Origin of the sequence: Streptomyces sp. NPDC012935, assembly GCF_042900345.1 — a bacterium.
Taxonomy (GTDB): Bacteria; Actinomycetota; Actinomycetes; order Streptomycetales; family Streptomycetaceae; genus Streptomyces.
On sequence record NZ_JBIBBC010000018.1, the window covers coordinates 70,377 to 93,145 of the forward strand.

Genomic DNA, 22,769 nt, shown 5'->3' on the forward strand with positions numbered 1-22,769 from the left:
CCATCACCAGCAGTACCCGCACTGCCTACTCGTAGCGGCCCCGGTCTTCCTCGTTCCACGAGCGGGTGTCACGCGGCTCGACGTACAGCTCCTCCTGCGGCGGGTACCCGCCGGCGATGGCGCGTTGGCGGGCGGTCTCGGCGTCGAACTCAAGGCCCAGCAGGACGGCGATGTTCGTGATCCACAGCCACACCAGGAAGACGATCACGCCTGCGAAGGTGCCGTAGGTCCTGTTGTAGGAGGCGAAGTTCGCCGCATAGAACGCGAAACCGGCTGAGGCGATCATCCAGATGACCAGGGCGAGGAAGCTGCCCGGCGTGATCCATTTGAACCCGCGGATCTTCGCGTTGGGACTGGCCCAGTACAGAATCGCGATCATGAGGGTCACCAGGACGAACAGGACTGGCCATTTCACGATCGACCACACCGTCAAAGCCGTGTCGCCCACTCCGAGCACGTCCCCGGCTCGGCGGGCGACGGCGCCGGTGAGGACCACGATCAGGGCGCTGAGCGCAGCGAGGATCACCAGCACGATCGTCAGGGCCAGCCGCAGCGGCAGCACCTTCCACGCAGGGCGGCCTTCCGGCACGTCGTAGACGGCGTTGGAGGTGCGGATGAACGCCGCCACATAGCCGGATGCCGACCACACCGCCAGGGCCAGGCCGACGATCGCCATGATCGACCCGATGCCGGAGTTGCCCTGCAGCTGGTGCACCGCGTCGCGGATCACGTCGCGAGCAGCGCCCGGGGCGAGCTGCTGGACGTGGTCCAGCACCGCACTGGTGGCCGACTGCCCGGCAACTCCCAGCAGGGACACCAGCACCAGCAGGGCGGGGAACAGCGAGAGGATGCCGTAGTAGGTCAGGGCTGCCGCACGGTCCGTCAGCTCGTCGTCCTTGAACTCCTTGAGCGTGCCCCGCAGCACCGCCCGCCACGACTTCCTCGGCATCTCTGTGAGTGCCGACGGCTCCTTGCGTTCCACGTCCGGACCCGGACCGAACTGCTCCGGCTCGCTCGTGCAGCCGGGCCTGTCCGGGGGCTCCTCCTGTTCGCCCGCGTCCTGTTCGCCCGCGCCGAGGCCCTGTGTGGGGCCACGGCCATGGCGAGCGTCCTCGCGTCTGCGTTCCGGTTTCATGAGCTTCGCCATACGCGGCGAGTAACCACAAACGACGCAGTCACCCGGCTCGCAGCTGACTGGGGGATACCCGCGCGGTGTTGCCAAGCCGGTGGTGCTCCAGCGCGCACGGCCACTGCCTGGCGTGAGCCCCGTCTCACCTGGGCGGCGCCACTTGGCTATGCAACGAGTTGCATATAAACATCGAGGTATGGCGCTCGAGCACGCGATCCTCGTCTCCCTGCTGGAGAAGCCGGGCACCGGCTATGAGCTGGCCCGGCGGTTCGACCGGTCCATCGGATACTTCTGGACCGCCACGCACCAGCAGATCTACCGCGTCCTCAAGCGCATGGAGAGCGAGGGCCTGCTCGCCGTCCGCGGGCTGCCGCAGCAGACCCGGCCGGACAAGAAGGAGTACTCCGTCGTAGGGCCCGGGCGCGTGGCCCTCTCGCGCTGGCTGCACGAATCGATCGAACCGGAGAGCATCCGGCACGACCTCGCCGTGAAGATCCGCGGCGCGGCCTTCGACGACCCGTCCGTGCTGATCCGTGAAGTCGAACGGCACCGGCAGGTGCACAGCGACAGGCTGGCGCACTATCTCGCTGGGGAACTGCGCGACTTCACCGGCCCGGCGGCCCCGGCCCCGCTCGACGCCGGTCAGGAACTGCAGCATGTCGTGCTGCGCGGCGGCATCGCGTTCGAGCGCATGACTGTCGCCTGGCTCGACGACGTACTCGCCACTCTCCGTCGGCTCGGTACGTCGGGCCCGCACGCCTGAACTGTCGGCCACGGCCGCTCGCGCTCCACGACCTTCAGTTCTGCACCCCTCACCCTCAACCCCGGAAGGCGGACCTCCATGGCCGACCCTCTGCTCTTCAACCCGCGCACCTACGACCCGGCACAGTTCGACCCCGAGACCCGCAGGTTGCTGCGTGCGACCGTCGACTGGTTCGAGGGCCGGGGCAAGCGCAGGCTCATCGAGGACTACCGTTCCCGCGCCTGGCTGGCCGAGTTCCTCGAGTTTTCAGCCAAGGAAGGGCTGTTCGCGACCTTCCTCACCCCGGCGTCCGCCGCCGGCCGCGAGGACCAGCGCTGGGACACGGCCCGGATCGCCGCTCTCAACGAGATCTTCGGGTTCTACGGTCTCGACTACTGGTACGCGTGGCAGGTGACCATCCTCGGCCTCGGACCGGTCTGGCAGAGCGACAACGCCGCGGCTCGCACCCGCGCGGCGGAACTCCTCGCACAGGGCGAGGTGTTCGCCTTCGGCCTCTCCGAGAAGACCCATGGCGCCGACATCTACTCCACCGACATGCTGCTGACGCCGGACGGAAACGGCGGCTTCACGGCGGCGGGTTCCAAGTACTACATCGGCAACGGCAACGCCGCCGGGCTCGTCTCGGTCTTCGGCCGACGCACCGACATCGAGGGCCCGGACGGCTACGTCTTCTTCGCCGCCGACAGCCGCCACCCGGCATATCACCTCGTGAAGAACGTCGTCGACTCCTCGAAGTACGTCAGTGAGTTCCGCCTCGAGAACTACCCGGTGGGACCGGACGACGTCCTGCACACGGGCCGCGCGGCCTTCGACGCCGCCCTCAACACCGTCAACGTCGGCAAGTTCAACCTCTGCACCGCCTCGATCGGCATCTGCGAGCACGCGATGTACGAGGCGGTCACGCACGCGCACACGCGCATCCTGTACGGCCGCCCCGTCACCGCCTTCCCGCACGTGCGCCGCGAGCTGGCCGACGCGTACGTCCGCCTCGTCGGCATGAAGCTGTTCAGCGCCCGCGCCGTCGACTACTTCCGCTCCGCCTCGCCGGACGACCGCCGCTACCTGCTCTTCAACCCGATGACGAAGATGAAGGTGACCACGGAGGGCGAGAAGGTCATCGACCTGATGTGGGACGTCATCGCCGCCAAGGGCTTCGAGAAGGACACGTACTTCGCCCAGGCCGCCGTCGAGATCCGGGGGCTGCCCAAGCTCGAGGGCACGGTCCACGTCAACCTCGCGCTGATCCTCAAGTTCATGCGCAACCACCTCCTGAACCCGGCCGAGTTCGCGCCCGTGCCGCCGCGCCCGGACGCGGCCGACGACACGTTCCTCTTCGAGCAGGGACCGGCCCGCGGCCTCGGTGCCGTGCGCTTCCACGACTGGCGCCCCGCCTACGACGCCTACGCCGGCGTGCCGAACGTCGCCCGATTCCGCGAACAGGCCGACGCCCTGTGCGAGTTCGTCGCCACCGCAGCCCCCGACGAGGAGCAGAGCCGCGACCTCGATCTTCTGCTCGCCGTCGGCCAGCTGTTCGCGCTGGTGGTGCACGGCCAGCTGATCCTGGAGCAGGCCCGCCTGACGGACCTTGACGAGGATGTGCTGGACGAGCTGTTCTCCGTCCTCGTCCGCGACTTCTCCGCGTTCGCCGTCGAGCTGCACGGCAAGGACTCCGCCACTGCGGATCAGCAGCGCTGGGCGCTCGGTGCCGTCCGGCGTCCCGTCGTCGACGAGGCGCGTTCGGCGCGCGTCTGGGATCGTGTCGAGGCACTGGCCGGGGTGTACGAGATGGCCCCGTGACGGTGCGCCTGGCGGGCCCGTCGACACATGACGGGCAGGGCCGCCGGGAGCAGTAACGCCGTACAGCCGACGTCGCCACGTACCCGCCGTAGCCCATGCCACGGCGGGTACCGTGCACGAGGTGAACCAACAGAGACGATTCGGAACGTCTCGTCATGCCCGCGCACAGAGCCCTCTCGCAAAGCTCTCTCGACGGGCAGGTGTGGGCGAAGCCACCCCCGGTGGTATTCAATGAGGTGTGCGGTCAGGGATCTCGGGGCCCCGTCGCGCGGTCCGAGTACGGCCCCGGTGCTGCGCCGGGGATTGCTGAGAGAGTCGTATGGACTCCACACCCTCGCGCTCATCCTCGTCGGCGTTCCACCTGGTCAGCCAGGCCCTGGGGCGCTACATCCCCCGCGGTGGAGCGGCCGCCGGACCTGCCGGGCCGGCCGACGAGCAGGGCGACCGCACCACGCGCCACCCCGCACCGGACAACACGGCAGCGAGCCATCAGGAGCAGATCCTCGGCGCGGTCCTGGTGGACCGCGATCTGATCATCACCCGCTGCAATCTGGACGCCCCCGTCTTCGCGGGTCTGGACGCCGTGCCCGGGAAACCATTCGTCGATCTCCTGCCCCCCTGGGACGTTCCGACGGTCACACGACGGTTGCGCCAGGTCGTGGAGAGCGGTGAGGCGCATGTCGCCCGAATCCAGCGCCTGCGCCGCAGCGACGGGTCGGAACTCGTGGTCTCGCTGAGCATCCTGCCCGCTGCGGCGCCTGAGGAGGGCCTGACGGTCTCCATGATCGCCATGGCCAGGAGGCTGCACCTGTACGCTGCCGAGACCGCGATCGGGACCTCGCTGGACATCGGCGAGACCGCGCAGTCGCTCGCTGAGTCCCTCTTGGCCTGGGGAGACGTGGCGGCCGTCGACCTCGACTTCGCCGTATGGACGGGTGAGGGAGTCACCGGGCAGGTGCAGAGGCGCATCCGACTGCGGCGGGCGGCCCTGGTGCCGGACCGGGCATGGCCCGAGGGCTATGTGACACCGGGCGCCGACCTCCCCAGCGAGGCGAGTCGCCTGCTGGCGCAGGCGGTGCTGCAGAACGATGCTCCGCAGACCATCGTCATACCCGACCGGGAGGCGGTCGAGCGGGTGCTCGACAGCCCACGAGTAGTGCGTGCCCTCGTGCCCGTCGACCGGTCGGCCGGCGTGGCGTGCATACCACTGGTCCTGGACGGCGCGCCGCCCGTCGTACTGGGCGTGGCGGAGGTCTGGCGGCGGGCGGACCGCCCCTTCCGGGACAGCGAGCTGTTCGACTTGCAGGAACTGGTGGCCAGGACCGCCCATCACGTCGACCTGGCTCGCCAGCACCAGCGAGAGCACACGCAGGTGCTGGCACTGCAGCGCCGGCTCCTGCCCCGGACCGGCGGCGACACCATCGAGATCGCCAGCGTCTACCAGCCCGCCACCCCCGACAGCGCGGGCGTCGGCGGTGACTGGGTGAACAGCTTTCCGCTGCCGGACGGCCGTACCGCGCTCGTGGTCGGTGACGTCGTCGGGCATGGCCTGGGAGCTGCCGCAACCATGGGCCAGCTGAGCATGGAGGCCCGTGCGCTGCTGTCCGCGGGTCTCGCCCCCGACGAGGTGCTGGAGCACCTGGACGAGACCGTGACGTTGCTGGACGACGCGGAGTCAGGGCTGGCGGCCGGCTACAGCGCCCTCGGCTCGACCTGCTGCATCGCCCTCTACGACCCGGTCAGCCACCAGGTGGCGCTGTCCAGCGCCGGCCACCTCCCCCCGGTCCTGATCACCCCGGACGGGCACGCCGGTCCGCTCCAGCTGCGGCCTCACCCCGGCCTGGGCGCCGAGTTCGCGTTGCGGGAGCCGTTCGACGTCCACACCTTCGTCGCCGCCCCGGGCTCCCTGCTCGCTCTCTACACCGACGGCCTGGTCGAGGATCCCGCCCTGTCGATCGACGAGGGCATCGACAGGCTGGCGGCCGCCGTGGCCACGGTCCACCCCTGGGACGCCCTGCAGCAGGCCGCACGGCACGTCGTCTCCGAGCTGGCTCCCGTGCGGCAGCGCGACGATGTGACCCTGCTGCTCGCGCGGATGATCGGCTACCGCAAGGGGGACACGGCGACCCTGCGCCTGGCCGCCCGCTACGACGCCCCCGCCCGTGCCCGAGCTCAGGTCTTCGCGCTGCTGACGCAGTGGCGGACCAGGGACGACACCCGGGAGAAGGCGGTGCTGCTGGTCAGCGAGCTGGTCACGAACGCGGTCCGCTTCGCTGCCGGTCCCATCACGGTGCGGCTGATCAGGGCCGGCAACGGCCTGCTGTGCGAGGTCGGCGACACCGGCAACGGCAGGCCACGCCTGAAGCGGGGCGACCTGCTCGACGACGGCGGCCGTGGCCTGAGCGTCGTGCACCGGGTCACCACCCGGTGGGGGGTGCGGTGGACGGACACCGGGAAGGTCGTCTGGGCAGAAGTCGCGAGGTGAAGCGACTCCCGCATCGGGGACGCGACAGGCCTGCGCGGCGCGCTACAGCCACTGTCCTTCCAGGGCGGTGGCGGTGAGACCGGGTGCCGCAGCGTACAGAACGGCGCGATTTCCGGGCTTCTGCTTCCCGGCGTCATGCGCCCGCCGCAGGATGTCGAACACGGCGGCGCCTCCGCGGTTGCCGCTGGTGTAGCTTTCCCGGCTGTAGTCCAGCAGCCCGGACGGCCACGCGTCGGGCATCGTCTGCTCCATGTACTCCAGCACCCGGGTTCCGCCGGGGTGGGCGAGCAGCACGTCGGGGTGCCAGGAGTGGGGGTCGTCCTGGTAACGCGAGCGCAGCCAGTCCCACATGGCCGTGACCGTCTCCTGCACGGCGCGCGGTCCGCGCCGGTCCATCACGAAGTGGGTGCCGTCCGCCCGTGTCTCCAGGCGGTGCAGGTCCTGGGTGCCGGGCAGGGTGTGATTCCAGGCGGCGTCCAGCCGCAGCACCGCCTCGGGCCTCGGGCGGCCCGTGACCACCGCGGCGACCGCCGTGTCCGCGAACAGCAACCGGACGATCAGCGACTCGAGGGTGTCGTCTGCGGGCTGGTAGGTCGTGCTCAGCGCCTCCGCGATGACGACCAGGACCACCCGGTCGGGGTCTGCGGCCACGAGATCCGCCGCGAGCGCCAAGGAGCGGGTCCCCGCGATACAGGCCCACTGGGTGGCCGGCAGCAACATGACATCGCTGCGGAGCGGAAGCTTGTTGGCCAGGGCAACGTCCAGTCCGGGCAGCGCCGGGGTGGTGGAGTGACTGGTGATCAGGCAGTCGACGTCCGCTGCGTCCAGCCCGGCCGCCTGAAGCGCCCCGCGCGCCGCACGCTCGCCGTAGGACTGCACGGCCTCCCAGGCCGGGGCCGTGCGTTCCTGGACGGTCTGCGGTGCGGGTATGGACTCTAGGGTGCCGATCACACGGTCGACGTCCTGCTGAGTGAACCCGTCGCGTATGAGCGCCTCTTGGGCCGGCTCGATCCCGACGGCGTCCAGGCTGCTGCCGCTGCCGGGCGCGACGGCGGTCTCCAACGGCAGCATCCACCCGCGGTTCTCGATGCCCGTACTGGCCGCGATGCTGTCGATCCGCGGCGCCCACGCCGCGCGCGGGTGCCGGTCGCTCACCTCCGCCACGATCTGGCTGGTCTTCACGGCGTGCTCACCGTGTATCACGGCAGGAGGACAGAGGTATGCGGCCATGATGAGGCACCTTCCAAGAGGGAACGGGGGAGCGAGGGAGGGCGACTGGTGCTGTGTCGTGGGCCACGCTGGAACTTCGCGCCCAAGACGATGCAAATGGGCTCCACTTCGGGAGTTCGTGTCCGACCGAGCATGGGTCTAAAAGGACATTTACGCTGTGATGCAGACAACTTAGGCGCGGACTGGAACGCGTGACACGGCACACACCACTGACTCGCCGGCACCCTCAGAGCGCTTGAAGGAAAAGTGCTGACCTACCGTCAGCCAGATGGGATGTCGCTCACAGTCCCGCGACCTTGCCGCTCGCGGAGATCTCGTAGACCAGCGTGACCGTGCGATGTCCGCCGGGCGCCAGCTGCAGGTCCCAGCGTGCGATGCCGTCGGCGTCGACCGCATCGGGCTCCGGGGCGCAGGCTTCCTTGCGCAGGCGTACCTCCACGGCCGAGACCTCGGAGACCGGGATCCGCTCTCGAAGGGTGACGACGTGCTCGATCTGTTCTCCGGGCGCGGAGAAGCGGGACACATGCAGCCGGACCGTGCGGGTGATCAAGGTTCGCTGGCTCAACGTCGCAGTGTCGCGGGACTCTTCGGCTTGCCGGATCACCCGGTAGTCGTCGTGGCTGCCGAAGGCGAGCTCGACAGGGGCACCCGGTGCGGTGAAGGCCAGCGTGCCGCGGCCGGTGAACCCGCTGCCGCGGACCAGGTCCACGGGCCCGGCCAGCAGCGCGTGGCCGGAGACGTTGTCGAACCGCACGACTTGGGTGACCAGCGGCGACAGTTCGGGCGAGGAGGAGTACTCGCTTCTCGCGACGGCGGTGACAGCGGTGAGCGGCACCCGGTGGGCGCGCCCGTCCGCGGGGACGCGGACGGGCGCGGGGGAGTGCAGCACACGCGTCCGGCCGCCGTCGTCCACTCCAGGAAGGCCGAGCACCGGGGCCGGCCCGAGGTCCGCGGTCTCCTCCTCGCGCAATTCCACGTCGACCGTGCGGCGCTCCGCGGCGGAGCGTTCCGTGAGGGTGAGACGGTCCTCGGTCAGCTGCGGCGGATCGGTGGTGAGCGCCGAGCGGGCCGTCGACAACGTGAGGCGTACGTCCGACCAGTCCTCGCCGGTGCGCTGCCAGACCATCGCGTCCGTCTCCAGCGACAGTGAGTCCTCGTCGAGTACGGCCCGGTAGGCGGGGCGCCACAGAGCGCACGAGGTGAGGTGTGTCAGGCGCAGCCGGACCGGTCCGGCGACTGCGGCCTGTACGGTCAGCTCGACATGGCCGATCAGTTCGGCGGGCTGCTCCTCGGCGAGGTCGAAGGCCTGCTGGGTCTCCGTCAGCTCTCTGGAGAGTGTCGTCAACCTTGCTTCGGCGGCGCGGAGTTGTTCGGCGTACGAGTCGCGCTCTGCGTCGATCCGGTCCAGTTCGCGGGTCCAGCGGGTCTCGTCCGTCTCCCCGTAGCCGGTCCCTTCGGCGATGTCCCGCAGCAGATCGGCGGCGAGCCGGCCGAGGAGGTCGAGGCGGGCGCGCAGCCGGTCGCGTGCGTGGCCGACAGTGAGCTGCTCCTCTTCGAGCGCGCGCATCCGTATGCGCAGGGCGGAGTCGTCGGCGCAGGGCAGCGGCGCCCGAGGTGTCCAGGTGCGGACGATCCGCACGTCGAGAACGGTCGCCCGGTGGTCGCCCGTCAGCTCCGCGTGCACAGTGCGGTCGACGGCGAGTGCGCTGATCGGGCCGAGGCGCAGTCGCTGAACGCCTACACCCAGGTCGAGTTCGGCGGACCGCTCGATATGGGCGCGGTCCTCCAGGCAGGTGACGGCTGTGACGGGCAGGGGGATCGGCCGGGTGTCCGTGGGCATGGGGTCAGCTCCTGCGGTTGCCGCCGACCAGGGCCTTGGCGGCCGGGACGCGGATGTCGTAGCCGCCGTCGAGGGCGGTGCTGCTGCCGGCGGGCAGGTCCACTCGCCAGACGCGGGTCCCCGGGGCGTGCCGGTCGGGGCCGCTGTCCTGATCGGGCGCTGTCCAGTCGGCCCGTTCCTCGATCCGGACGTCCGGTTCGGTGGTGACCGGAACCTGTTCGTGGACCTCGACGGTAACGGCATGGGCCAGTCGGTTGGCCAGTTCCACATGGACCTGGTGGGCGAGCACAGTTGTGTTGTTGCGCAGACCCGACGTCGACTCGCGCAGGTTCGTGCGGCGGGTGACCCGGACACCCTCGGCCGGCCCGAGCCCCATCCGGCGTACGCCGCCTGGAGCGAGCGTCGGCAGAGCGGCGGTCGTCAGGAAGTCGTCGTCGCTGGTGACTTCGACCGGTCCGGCGAGCAGGGCCTGGTCGGTGGCGTTGGAGAGCACGAGCGTGGCGTAGACCGTCTGCTCCACGGACGGCACGCACACGTACTCGGTGCGCAGGCCGACCGGGATGTCGGTGACGGTGACGGTGTGCCAGGTGCCGTCGGAGGGGATGTCGGCGCGGGCGACGGCGTCGTAGCGGTGGTCGAAGGAGCCCGCCGACTCGCGGGGCCGCACGGCGTGTCCGGGCAACGGCAGCATGGACACCGCGTCGGCGCGTCGGCGGTACTCGTCCGCCACCGCGTCGTAGGGCGCGTGGGGGAAGAGCCTGCCCCGGCGGCCGTCGTTCTCCTCGGCGCCGGACAGCAAGAGCGCGGCGTAGTCGAGCTCCGCGCCGCTGGGCTGCGGCGGACCGGCCGCCAACGGCGAGGACCGCGGTGGAGACGGCGGGCCCGCCTGGATCGCAGCCGCCGGAGCCATTGCGGCGGGAGCGGCGACGCCCCTGGCCGCGGGACCGGACCCGCCGCTCGGTCTTCCCGACGGCCTCGGCCTCGCCGAGGCCGGACCGGCGGCGTCGAACGGTGCCGGCGGAGCACCGGCGAAGCCTGTGGGCTCAGCGGGTGCGGCGGGCGGCAGGCCGTATCCCTGCGGTGCCGGCGGCGGCGGAGGAGGAGGGACGGGACCGGGCGCGGCGGGCGGCATGCTGTATCCGAGCGATGCCGGCGGCTGGGGGACGGGCACGGGCGCGGGCACGGCGGGCGAGGCGTACCCCTGCGGTACCGGCGGCGTGGGGAGGGGCCCGGGCGCGGCCACCGGCACAGGCGCTGCGGCGGAAACAGGACGGGGACCTGCCGCGTCGTATCCGGAGAAGAGATCGTCGAGGCCCACAGGGGGCTCGCGCCAGCCGGAGGGCGCGGGGGAGGGCTGCCGCCGTCCGACCCGGATGGACCGCAGTCTCGGCAGGTCGGTGCGGCGCCGCAGATCCGCGGTGGCCAAACCGATGCGGACCCCGGCCCAGTCCTCTCCGGTGCGTTGGGCGACCGAGGCACGCAGTACGAGGGTGCCGCTGTCGTCGCCCTGACGGTGGGTAAGGCGATAGGCGGGGACCCAGACGGCCCCCGGCACACCGTACTCGAGCTCCAGTTCCACAGTGCCGGTTCCGGTTCCGGTTCCGGCGAGTGTCAGGACCGCGACGACCGTGGTTTCGACCTGCGCGGACTGCACGTCGGTGGAGGCGCGGATCCACTGGTCCGTGGCCATGGAGAGTTCGTGCTCGACACGGCGCACCTCCTCCTCCAGCTCGACGAGCCGGACGTGCAGGCTGCGCAGCCGCTCGTCGACGAACTCGGCGAGTCGCAGCCACGCGTCGGCGGGCGTACGGCGGGGAGGGTCCTCGCGTTTGCGGGTCGGCGGAACCGGGCGCAGCGCCGTCACTTCGGAGATGAGGCCCAGCTGCCGGTCGCGGCGGCCCTGTGCCGCGCCACAGGCGTCGCGCAGCCTCTCCATCTCGTGCCGCAAGGTGTCGGCCGCGTCGGTGCCGGAGGGTTCGGCATCCACCTCGACACGCACCTCGGTGACGCGTACGCCGAGGTCGCCGACGACTCTCGCGCGCAGCGAGCCCGGGTCCATCGAACGGGGCAGTCCCGTCACCCGCACCCTGCCGTCCGCCGGCACGGCGCCCCGCGCCACCCGGGTACAGAGGGCACCCTGCGCGTACACCAAGACGGCGTCGAGCGACGACTCCCAGCGCTGCGCTTCCCCAGACTCCATACTGCCCGCCCCCGTTGTGTCCGTGCCGCGCCCGAAGCCTACGCCCAGGCCCAGGCCGCCCCAAGCCTCGACCGGCTGACTTCCCGGTGCCGGTGGGCGCCGCCGAGGCGGCATGACACAGGTCACGTCAAGATGCGCCCCGATCTTGGAATGTGCGGTCTCCGGCCGCTGCTGCACTGTTCATGGGCTCGCCCTGTGTGGGGGCGCGCTGGGCAACGGTGCTCGACGCGGCCGGCCGAGGTGGGTGTCCCCCCGACCTCGGCCTTCTCTGCTCCCTCGTCCTGCTCGTCCCCGGACCGCTGTCTTCGAAAGGTTCTCCCGCACCATGCCTCTGGCTCTGCTGGCCCTTGCCGTTGTCGCCTTCGGCATCGGCACCACCGAGTTCGCCACGATGGGGCTGCTTCCCCAGATCGCCGACGGGATCGGGGTGTCGGTGCCCCACGCCGGCAACCTCGTGTCGGCGTACGCGCTCGGTGTCGTCGTCGGCGCCCCCGTGCTCACCGGCATCGGCGCACGCATACCGCACAAGCGGCTGTTGCTGATGTTGTCGGGACTGTTCGTGGTCGGCAACATCGCCTCCGCGCTCGCCCCGGACTTCGGGCTGCTGTTCGCCGCGCGGTTCCTGGCGGGGTTGCCGCACGGGGCGCTGTTCGGTGTGGGTGCCGTCGTCGCCTCCCGGCTTGTCGCCCCCGAACGCGCGGCCCGCGCCGTGTCGAAGATGTTCCTCGGTCTGACGGTCGCGAACATCATCGGCGTGCCGGTCGGCACCGCGCTCGGCCAGCAGTTGGGCTGGCGGTCCGCCTACGGAGCGGTCGCCGTCATCGGGCTCGTCGCGCTCGCCGCACTGGCCGCGTTCGTCCCGCACCAGCCGCGCGGTCAGCAGGCCGGCATCCGGCACGAGGTGCGGGCCATGGGCAACAGGCAGGTCGCGATCGGCCTGGCCACGGCAGTGGTCGGGTTCGGCGGCTTCTTCGCCGTCTACAGCTACCTCGTGCCGATGCTGACACACCTCACGGGCATCTCCGACACGTCCACCACCCTGGTCCTCGCGCTGTACGGCGTAGGCATGACCGTCGGCACGCTGATCGCGGGCCCCCTCACCGACCGCGCCCTGCGCCCCACTCTGTATGCGGGACTTGCCCTGCTCGCCGCCGGGCTGGTGGCGTTCTACTTCACCGTCCACAGCACCGTCCCGGCCCTGGTCACGATCACCTTCATCGGCGCGATGGGAGCCTTCATCACCACCCCCGTCCAGATGCTGCTGATGGCGAAGGCCAGGAACGCTCCGACGATGGCCGCGGCCTCCAATCACTCCGCCTTCAACCTGGCCAACGCGGGTGGCGCCTGGCTCGGCGGCCTGGCCATCTCCGCGGGCTGGGGCTGGGCGTCACCGAACCTCGTCGGCGCCGCCCTGGCCGTCGCAGGTCTCGGCCTGGCCTTCACGGGCGGCCTCATGGACCGCGGCGGTCGGCGGACCGGGAACTCCGAAGTGGTCACGTCATCCGGTGCGGAAACCCCGACGGAAGCGGCACCCACCACGCCGGCGAAGGGATGACCCGGCAGGCGACGGCGTCGTGTCGCCGGGCGAGGTGGCCTGTGTGAGACACACAGGCCACCGGTACGGTCACGCTCATTCACGTTCGCCCGTTACCAGTTGTCCGGCGACATGATGCGCTCACGAATCCAGACTCCGGCGGGCTTCAGCGGCGAGGTGCCGGTCCAGGGGCCGGACCTGTCGCACGTCCCGGTCTTGAAGGCGGCGCCGGTGCGGTTGTCGTCGGAGAAGTTCCAGTTCGTCCAGCTGATCTTCTTGCCGGCCATGAGGTCGAGGTAGCGCTGCGACATGGCGAAGTCGTTGCTGCCCTCGCCGGCGTAGTTCTGGGTGCCGAACTCGGTGACGAACACCGGGAGTTTGTCGGCGGCGCGGGAGAGGGTGGCCAGGTACTCGTCGCGGTGCGAGTACGCGTAGAAGTGGAAGGTGTACATGATGTTGGACGCCCGGACCGGGTTGTTCACCACCTCCGACTCGTTGGCGCCCTCGGAGACACCGAACGAGGACCAGGCGCGGGTTCCGACCAGTACGGGAGCGTCGGAGTCGATGGCGCGGATCGTCGGGATGATCTGCTCCGCGTAACTCTTGATCCGCGGCCAGCTCACGCCGCTGGGCTCGTTCGCGATCTCATAGAGGACGTTGTTCTTGTCCTTGTTGCGGTTGGTGATGTCGGTGAAGAACTGTCGGGCCTTGCTCAGGTTGGCGTGGGGGTCGCCGGGGGTGAGCATGTGCCAGTCGACGATCACGTACATGCCACGGTCGGTCGCCTGCTGGATGAGGGAGTTCGCGAGGTTGGTGAAGTGCTGAGGATTCGTCTCGTAGCCGCCCTCCTGTACGTAGGTCGAGACGCGCAGGACGTCGGCCTTCCAGTCGCTGGCCAGGGCGTCGAGTGAGCCGCTGGTCAGGCAGTGCGGGTACCACTGGGTGCCGTGGGTGCTCATGCCCCGCAACTGGATGGGGTTCCCGCGGCTGTTGCACAGCTTGGTGCCACAGACCCTGAGCTGTCCGTTGATCGAGACCGGCGTGGCGGCCGCGGCACGCTGCTCGGTGCCGGCCGCTCGGGCGGAGCCGGTCGGGATGACGCTGAGCAGAAGCAGCAGGACGCTGCCGAGCGCGGCGGCTACCGCGCCCTTCCATAGCGACATACGTGATGCCCTCATATGAACCTCGTTCATGTGAGTGATTGATAGGAAACTTTCCTAATGAGGAAAGCAGAGCCCTCTTTGGGCTACAAGAGCCCTGTCGTCATCCACAATTGCTACGGCATTCACAGAGTCGGGGTTCGCATACGTGATCGCGAGGCGGCTCTGAGCCGGGCCCCGCCACGTCCGCGCTCGGTAATCGGCCCGGTAATTCGTGTACGGAGGTGAGCCCGTTGAAGACGCCCACGTACGCGGTGCCGTCGGGGCCGACGAGGCTCCGTCCGAAGCTGAGCGATCCGACGTTCTCGTAGCCGTAGTTGTTCTCGACCACGAGGCTGCTTCCCCAGCTGATCAGGGAGTTGTCGGTCGTGGATGCGCCGGAGCGGAAGACGGGAACCTTGTACAGGAGCCGCTCGTCGGCCGGGACGCCGGTGCCGCGCCGGTGGTGCCCGAGCCCTGGTTGACGGAGTCCGGCTTGCTGCCGGTGCCCCTGTCGCGGTTCTGCCGCCCACCACCGACGGTGTTCCGTCCGTCGCGGAGGACTGCGATCATTTGCCCTGCCCGGCAAACGCGATGGTCATTGCGCGCGGGCTCCTCGGCAGCCGCTCCTGCTCCCCGGCCGAATACGCCGAACGCGCTCAGGCCTTGAGCCCCACACCACCGAACATGGCTACCTCGGCGGGCAGAACGGTCTCGCCGTCATCCGGCCGCCAGTGATTGCAGGACACGACGCCCGGATCGAGGAGCTCCAGCCCGTTGAAGAACCGAGCGATGTCGGCCGGCGTGCGCTGGGTCAGCTTCGGCGTGCCGTGCTCGTTCCAGATGTTCCAGATCCGGGCCGTGTGCGGCTGGTCGGTCTTGATTCGCTTGTGCGCCTCGGTCGACGCAGCGGGAATCCCGGTCACGCGATGTCCTCCAGATCAGCCCGATTCGGCGGTCAAGGAGCAACCAAGCGGCAGGAGTTGGGGAGAGCGAGGGCGCCCGGGGCAGGGTTCGACCCAGGAAGCGCGCAGTGTGCCCCTGACAGGAGAGCCTCAGCCGCCGAACTCCAAAATGGCGGTCAGATCGGAAGGTTCCGGCATGAACGGATCGAGTCCACCCGCCGTATCCTTACCCGATCGAGGTGCGCATTCAGTCGAATTCCTCGGTCTTCATGGGGTTTGTGCACACGGGTCGTGAGTACTGCGGCCATGGGGGGATGAGGGAATCATGACGGTGGCGAGTAACTCGGTGCGGACAGGCACCATGCGTCCAGTGGACGCGGCACGCCGGGCGATGTGGACGTTCGTCATCGGCAACGTGGTGATCGTCGAGGTGCTGTTCTTCAGCGCCGGCGCGGGCAAGAACGATGTGCTCACGGTCGCCAAGTTCTTCGGCCTGCACGCAGCCCTGCTGATGCTGTTCCAACTGCTGCTGGTGGCCCGGCTGTCGTGGTTGGACCGCCGTATCGGGATGGACCGGCTCACGGTGTGGCATCGCTGGGTCGGCTTCTCTTTGCTGTGGACCGTCCTCACCCACGCCACGTTGGTGGTGCTCGGCTACGCGACTCTCGACGACGCGTCGATGGGGAAGACGTTCGTCGCGCTCAGCGGGGTGCCGGCCTCGCTGCTGGGCATGCTCGCAGCGGCGATCATCACCGTGATCGCCGTGATCTCCACCCGGCCCCTGCGGCGCCGGCTGCAGTACGAGGTCTGGCACGGCCTGCACCTGCTGCTGTACGTGGCCCTGGGGCTGGCGTTCGTCCACCAGTTGCAGGAGACGACGACGTTCACGTCCTCCGCGTTCGCCACGGCCTACTGGTGGGTCCTTTGGCTGTTCGCCTTCGGCGCGCTGCTGACCGGTCGGCTGGCCATGCCGCTGTGGCGCAACGCCTACCACCAGTTCCGCGTCACTGCCGTAGTGCCGGAGTCGGACAACGTGGTCTCTGTGTACGTCACCGGCCGACACCTCGACAAATTCCCTGCTCGGGCCGGCCAGTTCTGCATCTGGCGGTTCCCCGGGCACAACCACTGGTGGCTGGCGAACCCCTTCTCCCTGTCGGCGGCGCCCGGCGGGCAGGGGCTGCGTCTCACGGCCAAGGCGGCGGGCAGTGCCAGCGCCGGCCTGCGGAACGTGCCGGTCGGCGGCCGCGCCTTCGTCGAGGGTCCGTACGGGGCGTTCACTTCGTTGCATCGGACCCGGCCCGGTGTGCTGCTGATCGCTGGAGGTGTGGGGATCACGCCGGTGCGGGCCATGCTGGAGGAGCAGACGGCCGGCGACGTCGTCGTTCTGTACAGGGTTCGTAGCGAGGCCGAGGCGGTGCTGCTGCACGAGGTCCGCGGCTTGGTGGCGGCTCGCGGCGGACGGCTGCAGCTGCTCACCGGCAGGACCGCAGAGGGCGGCGTCGCGCTGTTCGGCCCGAGCAGCCTGCACCGGCTCGTCCCCGACATCACCGAACGCGACGTGTACGTCTGCGGCCCGCCGGCCATGACCACGGCCGTGCTCTCAGGCCTGCAGGACCTGCAGGTCCCGGCGCGGCAGGTGCACGCCGAGCGGTTCGGTCTGGCCTGACTCGGAGGTCGGCCGGACGGGCAGGTCCGCGCCGGGTAACGCGAGTGGACGGGCGCGTGCCCGTCCTGGCGCGTGTGTCGTCAACCAGTAGCGGACCAGGCAAAGAGGGAAAACCTCCCCGGTGCCGCTGGGTGGTCCCGCGGCCGACTGCGCCGAGTTCGTGCGCGGCCCGGTCGTCTGGCACCGCCGGACGCGACGCTCCGTGTGGGTGTCGGGCCTGGTTGGGTTGTTGCGTCGTGCAGTGGACCACCTCGGTCGCCGGGGATTCAGCTGGTGTGGGCGGGAGGGTCGGCGTACGTGCCGTGGAGCATGCCGGTGGCTTGTCCGACTTCGATGAGGTAGCCGTCCGGGTCACGCAGGTAGCAGCGCAGTTCGGCTTTGCGGTCGATGGGTGGTGTGAGGAATTCGGCGCCCTTCGCGCTCCATTGGCGGTGGCATGACTCGATGTCGGCGACTCGGAGGTTGAGGAAGCTGCTCACGGTGGTCGGGTCGGTGGGCGGGCGGAGGGTGACGTCCGGCTTGTCCGGGGTGGGGCCGCCGCCCGGGTTCATGATGATCCATCCGTTGGCGAGTTTGACGATGCAGGGGTTCTCCTCGAGTACGACCTCGCCGCCGAGGACGTCGGTGTAAAAGGCGCGGGATCGGGCCACGTCGGCGACCGTCAGAAAGTGGGTGAGGAGGAGCCCGGAATCCGGGGCGGGGAGACCGTCACGGTGCATGCAAGACCTCCATGTAGATCGGATATTTCTCCCATAGTGGTGGATGGGTGTCCGCGGACACGGATGAACACGGCCTGGAGGGGCTATCCGTGCCGGCTGCCGTCCCCGCGCCGGCCAGTGTCTGACGTGGGTTGCCGGGCAGGGCAGTGCCCGTCGCCGGCATCGCACCGGTCAGGCGGTGGTCTGCGGCGTGATGAACACACCGTGTTCGTGGCGATCCTGCTGGCCGCTGCGTGCGCTGAGCGCAGGGCCCGTTCCCGGACCGTGATCGGGCCGCGCCGTATCGAGCGCCGCCGCAAGTGCGCGTGCGGCCGACCGGCCTCGGGCCGCTGGTCGGGCCCCTGGCCGCCCGCTACGGTCGGCGTGCCGATCTGAAGGACGTCCACATGCGGTCGAGGACCAGGGCTCCGGCCGCCTCAATCCGCCGACCGTCGTGCTTCGTCACTGGGGAAACGCGGCTGATAGCTGCGGGATACCTCATGCACTTTGCGGAGGCCGAGGAACCCCAGCACGACCGCGGTCACGATGGCCGTGGCGGAGGCGACCACGGTCCGCAGGGTGTCCCCGGCACTGGCGGCCTCGCAGATCACCGCGGCCAGAACGGCGGTGACGACGGAGTTGATGATGCCGACGACGACAGGTGAGCCGGACAGCCAGTGCGTCACCCCGATCCGGCGGCGGAAACTGTAGGTCGTCCAGATCCCTGGCGGATCGTCGTGGTGGCTCGCGATGAGGTACGGCTCGATCTCCGGTGCGAGCTCGACATACGCGTGCCGCAGCCTGTTCATGCCGATGATCAGCCAGGTGTCCTCGATGTCCGCCTCGATCACCCGGAAGTACGTACCGAACCCGACGAGCAGGACGACCGGAAGCACCAGCAACGCGAACGTCGTGAACCCGGACCCGAACCCGGTCGCGTTGGCGACCAGCGAGAGTGCCACCACCGCGGCGGACAGCACCGTCAGATACGTGCCGGTTCGGCTGAAGATCTCCTGCCACGTCATGCTGCGCGTCGCCAGCAGACTCCAGTGCTCGGTTGCCAGGAACTGCGCATGCGGCGTCCCGGCATCAACAGCCTTGAGTTCTCTCATCCCCTGAGTGTGACCTCAGTTTTCGATGGGATTGCAGGGCCCGCCGGTGGTGGCACGGGTGAGTTCGACCAAGAGCCTGCCGCAGGTGGCTATGCGGGGGCGAGGGGGGCGTTTCGTCGACTGCCCGGCTGACGGCATGGCCGGCCAACCGCAGCGATCGCGGAGCCGACGCAGTGGCCGCCACCGCCCTGGAGGTGGGGCAGACCCAGCAGACGGCACTCACTCGTAGGCCGGGTGGGCAGCCCGGCGGGCTGGGGGCCGAACCGGATTTCGTAGCCGAGGAACGCTGCGAACAGAATCACCGGTGCCGTGCCTGACCAGTGGAAATGTCGCCCTCACCGCCGGACGGACCGACGCTTCTCACTCGCCGGGCGGCTGTTGCGTCGACTCCGTGGTCTGCGACAGCTGCTGAGCGATCCGTTGCCATACGCGACCCAAAGGCGCGACTGGCAGATCGGCTGTGTCGACGCTGCGGGCGAGGACCACCACCCGTGTCATCCGCTGCAGTTGCTCCCGGCAGTGGCAGCACGTGGAGACGTGCCGCTGGGCATCGGTGTCCCCGCTGAGCGAGGCGCTGCCCAGTGCCAGCTCCACCAGACGCGCGGGCTCGAGGTGTGCCACCGTACCCTCCGGTTCCCTTTGCTCTGTCTTGTCGCCGATTCCGGCTCTGCACGCAGCGACAGGGTGCTTGGCGCCGTCTCAGGGCCGTGGAGGCTTGGCGGTGACGATGAGACCGGACTGGTAGCCGCCCAGCCTGGGCCTGCACAACAGCGCGCAGGTGATCAAGGTGGGACGGCCACCGTGGGATCGCCGGGGATGGAGAGGGCGCCATGTTCGTCCACGCGGACCGGACGTATCGCCGCGTCGATGCCGACGCCGGGTACTTGAACACGTTGCGGCGGTGGCGCGTGGCGCGAGCGTTCAGGGCGGCGCTCTTAGGCGTCTTCAGGCCGCGTTGATGTGGCTTCCTGAACAGGTGGGGACGGGGCGGGTCCGAGGTCGGCAGGACGCGAGGCCGGACCCCACGGTGACAACTGCAGGGCGAGTACTGCTGTCAGTGCGGCAGTTGTCACCGCAAGGCCGGTCAGCCGTCGGGCGGCGTCAGTCACGCCGGCCGGCGACTCGGCGGGCCGCCAGGACGCCCGTCGCCGTCAACGGCACTGCGCCTACGGCAGCCCAGGCCAGCCACTGGCTGGAGGAATCGAGGGCGAGGGCGGCGCCGTTGCCGCCCGCGTGCACTGGGTTGGGGGGCGATTCGATCCCGGTGAACGTTTGGGTCTTCAGCGCCAGGTTCTTGTCGTCGGCGCTGCCCCAGGCGTAAACGACGTTGCTGGTGCCCTCCTTGAGGTTCAGGTCGGCCGGGCCGACGGCGACGGTGTCCGTGCCGGCGAGCACGACGTCGGCGGAGATCGTGCCGGAGCCGACGTCGGAGGTGGCCTCCTTGGGATTCTCGAGGTTCTTGAAGACCGGTTGCCCGTTGGCCCGGACGTCCACGGTGGGTGCGGCGGCGACGTGACGTACGGTCAGCCGTGCTTTGCCTGCGGGGACGTTCGACACGTCGTTGACGAAAGCCGTCAGCTGCGGCTTGCCGTCGGCGGAGAGGTGGGCGGCGACGGTGGCATTCGCGCCCGCGGGTACCTCGACCTGCTTTTCGATGGCCGGTGTGCCGTCGGGGCCCTTGCCGGCTTCGAAGACCTGGATGTCGTAGGTGCCCGCGTCGAGGGACTGGGGGGCGGCGACGCTGCCGGGTTCGAAGTCGCTGAGGAGTTCGTTGCCGTTGGCGTAGACGTCGACCGTCAGCCCGGGAACGCCGTGGAAGACCGACACCATGGCCTTGTCGTCGGTGTTGGCGGGGCCGGCTGCCAGGGCGGGCGCGGTGACGCCGAGCGCCAGTGCGCAGGTACCGGCCGTGGCGGCGATGGCGAGGGGGAGCCGGGAGGTCATGGGGAACATCCCTTCGGGGGAGTGGGGCCACTGAGTGTGAGGACTCGTCCCTGTTTCCTGCGCCGGCGCCGAGACGGATGCGGGCGAAGCCGTTGCGCCGGCCCGTCTTATGCGTCCGGTCATGCGTCCAATCCTTCGGCGCGGCCTTGTTCGAGCGCCCGGTGCAGACGGTGCAGGCCGCGCCGGGCATGGCTTTTCACGGTGCCCAGAGGCATGCCGGTCCGCTCGGCGATCTGGGCGTGGGTCAGGTCGTCGTAGAAGGCAAGACACAACACCTGTCGCTGGGGCCGGGGCAGCCGCGACAGCTCGTCCACGAGCAGGACACGGTCCACCACGTCGTGCGGTGACCGACCGTCGGGCAGCGGCGCTCCGGCTCTGCGGGCTTCGGCGTCGATCAGAGCCAGGCGCCGCGTCCTGGCCGCCAGTGCGTCGACGATCTTGCGGCGGGTGATGCCGACGAGCCAGGCGCCCAGAGGGCCGCGCTCCGGATGGAATCCGGCGCGCCCGCGCCACGCGCCGATGAACACCTGCTGGGTGACGTCCTCGGCCTCATAGGAGTCGCCCAGCGATCGAGTGGCCATGGTGTGGACGAGAGAGCCCCAGCGTCGGTAGATCGCCGCGAAGGCGTCCTCGTCGGCGGCTTGCAGGCCGCGGGCGAGCTCGTCCTCGTACCGGGTCTCTTCCGGTGGCGCGGTGCCGACGGCTGACGCGAGGGAGGGGGCTGATCGCGTCTTCGTGCTCATGACCCGGTTCCTCCTGCCGTTCGTCATGTGCCAGGGGTGGGGCGGACAGTCCGGCGAGCCGTACGGGTCGCCGTGCGTGCCGTGGTGCCCGGCGCGCGACTTCCAGCCTTGGCGGCACAAACGACGCAAGCAACACGCGTCGTTTGTGCGTCGTACACTGTGGGTGTGAGCGGTAGCGACGACTCGGACCCGGGGCGCGGGGCCGGACTGACGACCGGCGAGGTGGCCAGGCGGCTCGGGGTGGCGCCCACCACGATCCGCTCGTGGGACCGCCGCTATGGCCTCGGCCCCGACGCCCACACAGGCGGCAGGCATCGCCGTTGGAGACCCGCGGACGTTGCTCGGCTGGAGCGCATGTGCGCATTGACGGCGACGGGGCTTCCCCCCGCCGAAGCCGCGCGCCTGGCGCGCGATGAGAAGCCGTTGAACGACGCGAAGCCGCTGAACGACGCGAAACCGCTGAGCGACGAAGAGCCGATCAGCGACGGGAAGCCGCTGAGGGATGGGAAGCCTCCGCGCGACGCAGGGCCGCTGAAGAGCGACCAGGTCCCGCGGCCCGCCGCCGTGACGCCACGACCGGCGGCCCGCGGGCACAGCCAGGCCGGCAGCGGCCTTCGCCTGGGCAATGTCCGCCAGGAGTGCAAGGGGGTTGCCCGCGCGGCACTGCGCCTCGACGCCACCGCTCTGCAGCAGCTGCTGGCGGCCGCGATCGAGGAGCACGGCCTCGTCGCCGCCTGGACAGAGGTGATCATGCCGACGCTGCAGGCGGTCGGCCGCAAGTGGGAGAGTTCGGGCGAGCGATACGTCGAGGTCGAACACTTCCTGTCGTGGCATGTCTCCGGTGCGCTGAGGCGCAGTGCGCCGCCGGATGTGGCTGACCGGCCGGGCGCCGTCACGCTGCTGGCCTGTGTGCCGGGGGAGAATCACACGCTGCCGCTGGAGGTGCTCGACGCCGCACTCGCCGAGCGTGGCGTTCCGGTGCGCATGTTCGGCGGGGCCGTCCCCGCGGAGTCGCTGGTGGCGGCGGTGCGCAGGACCGGACCGTCCGCAGTGTGCCTCTGGGCGCAGTCGCGTACGACCGCCAGCTGGCCACTGGCGCAACACGTGTCCGCCATGGAGTGGGGGATGCGAGGTGCTCGCAGGAGACCGGCGGTTCTGACTCTCGGGCCCGGCTGGGCCGGCCATAGGGCGCCCGGTCTGTTGCCGCGACCTACAGGGTTGGCGGAGGCCGTGGCGGCGGTGGAGTCGCTGATGCCGGGGTGAAGTGCACTTCGGGCGGTCCGAAGAGGCGATGTGGGGGTTGGCCACGAAGAGAGCGGGGCGGTCCGGCCATTCCTTAACCGGACCTCATGACTGCTGGTCACCGCACTGAGCCAGGCTGCCGGCCGCGTCCGATGGCATCGGAGGCCGGATGCGCACAGACCGGCGGGACGGCTACCGGCTGGATCGACGACCAGCGCGGTTGAGGCCGCGGCAAGCGGGTGCGGTCTGCGTTCATCCAGGTGCGGTCTGCGTTCATCCAGGTGCGGTCTGGGTGCATCCGTGAGCGGTCTGCGTGCATCCGGGAGGGGCCCGCGGGTGGAA

At 70.0% G+C, this 22,769-nt stretch carries 17 protein-coding genes and 2 pseudogenes; 7 read left to right on the top strand and 12 right to left on the bottom strand.

Annotated elements, in window-relative coordinates; all coding sequences use genetic code 11:
* Positions 1 to 25 precede the first annotated feature (25 nt).
* A complete protein-coding gene (locus ACFY5C_RS33135; RefSeq protein WP_389451375.1) occupies positions 26 to 1,147 on the bottom strand; it encodes a YihY/virulence factor BrkB family protein in 1,122 nt (373 codons plus the stop codon).
* Positions 1,148 to 1,325: 178 nt separating this feature from the next.
* Between ACFY5C_RS33135 and ACFY5C_RS33140 the strand changes: the two genes are divergently transcribed.
* From ACFY5C_RS33140 to ACFY5C_RS33150, 3 genes are all read left to right on the top strand, one after another.
* Positions 1,326 to 1,892: a PadR family transcriptional regulator gene (locus ACFY5C_RS33140; protein ID WP_389451378.1), complete on the top strand. Its 567-nt coding sequence runs from the start codon at positions 1,326 to 1,328 to the stop codon at positions 1,890 to 1,892.
* Positions 1,893 to 1,970: 78 nt separating this feature from the next.
* Positions 1,971 to 3,689 (top strand): acyl-CoA dehydrogenase family protein, encoded by a 1,719-nt coding sequence (locus ACFY5C_RS33145; protein ID WP_389451380.1) that lies wholly within the window; start codon positions 1,971 to 1,973, stop codon positions 3,687 to 3,689.
* Between the two features lie 319 nt (positions 3,690 to 4,008).
* The gene (locus ACFY5C_RS33150) at positions 4,009 to 6,174 is read left to right on the top strand and encodes a SpoIIE family protein phosphatase (RefSeq protein WP_389451383.1); all 2,166 of its coding nucleotides are present in this window, start codon (positions 4,009 to 4,011) and stop codon (positions 6,172 to 6,174) included.
* A 42-nt stretch (positions 6,175 to 6,216) separates the two neighbouring features.
* Here the strand turns inward: ACFY5C_RS33150 and ACFY5C_RS33155 are convergent, their stop codons facing one another.
* The 3 genes from ACFY5C_RS33155 to ACFY5C_RS33165 form a co-directional block, all read right to left on the bottom strand.
* The gene (locus ACFY5C_RS33155) at positions 6,217 to 7,404 is read right to left on the bottom strand and encodes a type III polyketide synthase (protein ID WP_389451386.1); all 1,188 of its coding nucleotides are present in this window, start codon (positions 7,402 to 7,404) and stop codon (positions 6,217 to 6,219) included.
* Between the two features lie 280 nt (positions 7,405 to 7,684).
* Positions 7,685 to 9,244 (bottom strand): mucoidy inhibitor MuiA family protein, encoded by a 1,560-nt coding sequence (locus ACFY5C_RS33160; protein WP_389451388.1) that lies wholly within the window; start codon positions 9,242 to 9,244, stop codon positions 7,685 to 7,687.
* Between the two features lie 4 nt (positions 9,245 to 9,248).
* The gene (locus ACFY5C_RS33165) at positions 9,249 to 11,444 is read right to left on the bottom strand and encodes a DUF4139 domain-containing protein (protein WP_389451391.1); all 2,196 of its coding nucleotides are present in this window, start codon (positions 11,442 to 11,444) and stop codon (positions 9,249 to 9,251) included.
* Between the two features lie 325 nt (positions 11,445 to 11,769).
* Between ACFY5C_RS33165 and ACFY5C_RS33170 the strand changes: the two genes are divergently transcribed.
* Positions 11,770 to 12,999, top strand: a complete 1,230-nt coding sequence (locus ACFY5C_RS33170) for an MFS transporter (protein WP_389451394.1) — start codon at positions 11,770 to 11,772, stop codon at positions 12,997 to 12,999.
* A 92-nt stretch (positions 13,000 to 13,091) separates the two neighbouring features.
* Here ACFY5C_RS33170 and ACFY5C_RS33175 read toward each other — a convergent pair whose 3' ends face one another.
* From ACFY5C_RS33175 to ACFY5C_RS33185, 3 genes and pseudogenes are all read right to left on the bottom strand, one after another.
* A complete protein-coding gene (locus ACFY5C_RS33175) occupies positions 13,092 to 14,141 on the bottom strand; it encodes a glycoside hydrolase family 5 protein (protein ID WP_389451397.1) in 1,050 nt (349 codons plus the stop codon).
* A gap of 187 nt (positions 14,142 to 14,328) precedes the next feature.
* Positions 14,329 to 14,686: pseudogene (locus ACFY5C_RS33180) on the bottom strand (hypothetical protein); the annotation flags it as partial.
* A gap of 90 nt (positions 14,687 to 14,776) precedes the next feature.
* Entirely contained in the window at positions 14,777 to 15,043 is a 267-nt protein-coding gene (locus tag ACFY5C_RS33185) for an SAM-dependent methyltransferase (RefSeq protein WP_389451400.1), read from the bottom strand.
* A gap of 304 nt (positions 15,044 to 15,347) precedes the next feature.
* Here ACFY5C_RS33185 and ACFY5C_RS33190 point away from each other — a divergent pair, with 304 nt between their 5' ends.
* On the top strand, positions 15,348 to 16,688 hold the full coding sequence (locus ACFY5C_RS33190; RefSeq protein WP_389451403.1) for a ferric reductase-like transmembrane domain-containing protein: 1,341 nt from the start codon (positions 15,348 to 15,350) through the stop codon (positions 16,686 to 16,688).
* Between the two features lie 266 nt (positions 16,689 to 16,954).
* On the opposite strand, the gene ACFY5C_RS33195 is transcribed toward ACFY5C_RS33190, so the two are convergent.
* From ACFY5C_RS33195 to ACFY5C_RS33215, 5 genes are all read right to left on the bottom strand, one after another.
* On the bottom strand, positions 16,955 to 17,407 hold the full coding sequence (locus tag ACFY5C_RS33195; RefSeq protein ID WP_389451406.1) for a VOC family protein: 453 nt from the start codon (positions 17,405 to 17,407) through the stop codon (positions 16,955 to 16,957).
* 416 nt (positions 17,408 to 17,823) lie between these two features.
* Positions 17,824 to 18,498 (bottom strand): hypothetical protein, encoded by a 675-nt coding sequence (locus ACFY5C_RS33200; RefSeq protein WP_389451409.1) that lies wholly within the window; start codon positions 18,496 to 18,498, stop codon positions 17,824 to 17,826.
* A 360-nt stretch (positions 18,499 to 18,858) separates the two neighbouring features.
* Positions 18,859 to 19,119 (bottom strand): hypothetical protein, encoded by a 261-nt coding sequence (locus ACFY5C_RS33205; protein ID WP_389451412.1) that lies wholly within the window; start codon positions 19,117 to 19,119, stop codon positions 18,859 to 18,861.
* Positions 19,120 to 19,599: 480 nt separating this feature from the next.
* On the bottom strand, positions 19,600 to 20,442 hold the full coding sequence (locus ACFY5C_RS33210; protein WP_389451415.1) for a DUF4397 domain-containing protein: 843 nt from the start codon (positions 20,440 to 20,442) through the stop codon (positions 19,600 to 19,602).
* Positions 20,443 to 20,561: 119 nt separating this feature from the next.
* Positions 20,562 to 21,185: an RNA polymerase sigma factor gene (locus tag ACFY5C_RS33215; RefSeq protein ID WP_389451418.1), complete on the bottom strand. Its 624-nt coding sequence runs from the start codon at positions 21,183 to 21,185 to the stop codon at positions 20,562 to 20,564.
* Between the two features lie 165 nt (positions 21,186 to 21,350).
* On the opposite strand from ACFY5C_RS33215, the gene ACFY5C_RS33220 reads away from it, so the two are divergent.
* Together ACFY5C_RS33220 and ACFY5C_RS33225 are read left to right on the top strand one after the other, a co-directional pair.
* The gene (locus tag ACFY5C_RS33220) at positions 21,351 to 22,448 is read left to right on the top strand and encodes a MerR family transcriptional regulator (protein ID WP_389451421.1); all 1,098 of its coding nucleotides are present in this window, start codon (positions 21,351 to 21,353) and stop codon (positions 22,446 to 22,448) included.
* Between the two features lie 124 nt (positions 22,449 to 22,572).
* Positions 22,573 to 22,674, top strand: a pseudogene (locus ACFY5C_RS33225) (FAD-dependent oxidoreductase); the annotation flags it as partial.
* Positions 22,675 to 22,769: the final 95 nt, after the last annotated feature.